We start from the raw sequence: 253 nt of genomic DNA, 5'->3' as shown, positions 1-253 counted from the left end.
GCAAAGATCCCTGACTCGCCTGCGCCCGCCAACGCCCGACCTCGTGACAGCCGCCGCCGCTATCTTCGCGACAGCGCCACCTTCTCTCTCGCCATCCTGGTGTTGATCTGGCTGGTCGCGACCCGCTATCTGCCCTTTACCCCACTCCCGCAAGGAGTGAGTGCCGCCAGCCTGAGCGGTTGGGCCTACCTGGCCACCACCTGGCTGGGTCACTACGGACTGCTTGCCCAACTACTGTGGCTGCCACTTGGCC

1 protein-coding gene is annotated in these 253 nt (G+C 65.6%); it reads left to right on the top strand.

What is annotated here, in order from left to right; translation table 11 throughout:
• Positions 1 to 253 (top strand): DUF3413 domain-containing protein (locus tag R0J88_RS21870; RefSeq protein WP_410901157.1); only part of this gene is annotated, 253 nt, incomplete at both ends.

The organism is Pseudoalteromonas sp. SIMBA_162 (genome assembly GCF_046535955.1).
Classification (GTDB): domain Bacteria; phylum Pseudomonadota; class Gammaproteobacteria; order Enterobacterales; family Alteromonadaceae; genus Pseudoalteromonas; species Pseudoalteromonas marina.
The sequence above is the reverse complement of the archived record's forward strand: the minus strand, read 5'-3'. Positions and strand labels throughout refer to the sequence as shown.